3 protein-coding genes are annotated in these 1,799 nt (G+C 73.5%); all 3 read right to left on the reverse strand.

Features of this window, described 5'->3' with window-relative positions:
* Window positions 1-824 (reverse strand): Hpt domain-containing protein (locus tag VI078_14560; GenBank protein ID HEY6000507.1); only part of this gene is annotated, 824 nt, incomplete at its 3' end.
* Window positions 821-1,213 (reverse strand): response regulator, encoded by a 393-nt coding sequence (locus VI078_14565; protein HEY6000508.1) that lies wholly within the window; start codon window positions 1,211-1,213, stop codon window positions 821-823. The genes VI078_14565 and VI078_14560, both read right to left, overlap by 4 nt.
* A partial coding sequence (locus VI078_14570; protein ID HEY6000509.1) for a hypothetical protein occupies window positions 1,210-1,799 on the reverse strand: 590 nt, incomplete at its 5' end. The genes VI078_14565 and VI078_14570, both read right to left, overlap by 4 nt.

The following is a 1,799-nucleotide window of genomic DNA, read 5'->3' on the forward strand; positions in this document are numbered from 1 at the left end:
GCCGGCGACGGCGCGGGCGCCGGCTCGGCCGCGGCGACGGCGTCGCCCGCCCTGCGCCCCCCGCCGCGCCGGCCGACGGGGTGCGCCTGCGCCGGCAGACCCTCGAGCGCCGCCGCCACCTTGTCGGCCCCGGCCGCGGTCCCGACGACCAGATCGAAGCTGATCGTGCCGGGCGAGGCCTCGTCCGAGCTCGGCAGCGTCGAGATGACCTCGCCGATGCGCTTGAGCCGCTCGGTCAGCTCGCCCAGCTCGCGGTCGAACGTCTCGAAGGAGAAGCGCGCCTCGACGCGGTACAGGGCGTTGCCGGTGCGGACGTTCTCGAGCAGGCGGTGCTCCTCGTACTCGGTGAGCGTGCTGACGATGCGCCGGTCGAGGTCCACCCCGTCGAGCGCCGACGGCCCCTGCGGCCCCTCGGGCTTCTCCTCGAGGATCGTCCCGATGCGCCGCGTCACCGTCCGGGTGTCGATGCCCTCCTCCGTGCCGTTGCGACCGACGGAACCCACGAGCTTGGTGAGCGCCTCCACGCCGGCGAAGAGCGCGTCCACCGTCCCCTGGTGCAGCGGCACCTTGCCGAGCCGCACCTTGTCGAGGAGGTTCTCGAGGCTGTGCGAGAGCTCGGCGATGCCCGAGAGCCCGAGCATCCCCGAAAGCCCCTTGAGCGTGTGCATCGAGCGGAACACGTCGTTGACGGTGTCCGGCCGCGCCCCGCCCTCCTCGGCGGCGCGCTCGAGCTCGCCGAGCCGGTCGGCGAGGGCCTCGAGCAGCTCCTCCGCCTCGATGACGAACTCGCCGAACGAGGAGCGGTCGCGCTCGTCCGCGCTCACGGGCCTGCCTCCCGCCGGCGGCGCGCGAGCGCGACGCCGACAGCGCCGCGGAGCGTCTCGGCGTCGAAGGGTTTCACCACGTAGTCGACGGCGCCGAGCTCCAGCCCCCGCTTGCGGTCCCCGGCGCTGCTCTCGGTGGAGATGATGACCACGGGGATGTGGCGGTAGATCGGATTGGCGCGTACGAAGGAGATCAGCTCGAGCCCATTGATGTCGGGCATGTTGATGTCGCTCACGATGACGTCCACCGCGCGCGACGGCAGCACCCGCAGCGCCTCGAAGCCGCTCGAGGCCTCGATCACCTCGATGTCCTCCCAGCCGGCGAGGAACGAGGCGACCAGCGAGCGGGTCGTCGCCGAGTCGTCGACCACCAGGACCGTGGCGCTCATGATTTCGCCGCCCCCTGCAGCTTGCGCTCCACCAGCGCCTTCTCCAGCGCGTCCCCCGCCTGCTCCAGGAAGATCTCCAGCGCGCGGACGCCAGCCACCGGGCGCTGCTCGGGGAGGTTGTCGCCGTAGAGCACGACGCGCACCTTGCCCCCCGAGATCAGCGGCAGGGCGACGGCCTCGGCCGGGGTCTTCCCCCCGAGCAGGTCCAGCAGCTCGCGGTCCCGGCGCTCGCTCCCCACGGCCCCCCGCACCGCCGCCCGCCGTCTGACCACCTCGGCGAGGATGGACGGCTCGTCGAGCGGGATCGAGATCCCCCTGATTCCGCGCCGGTCCGGACCGCGCGGCACCTCGACGCCGAAGCCACCGAGCCCGACGGCGGCGCCGCCCTTGATGACGAAGAGCACCGCCCGGTTCAGCAGCTCCGCCGCGAACCGCAGCACCAGCAGACCCAGCTCGCTCGTGGCGCGCGGGCCGTGCAGCTCGCGCAGCATGTCGCGCAGGAGCGCCTCCTGCGCCTGCGCGAGACCCGCCGCCGCCACCGTCCGGCGTTGCGCCTCCAGCTCAGCGCGCGCGACGGCCAGCTCGT

This window comes from bacterium, assembly GCA_036524115.1.
Classification (GTDB): domain Bacteria; phylum JAUVQV01; class JAUVQV01; order JAUVQV01; family DATDCY01; genus DATDCY01.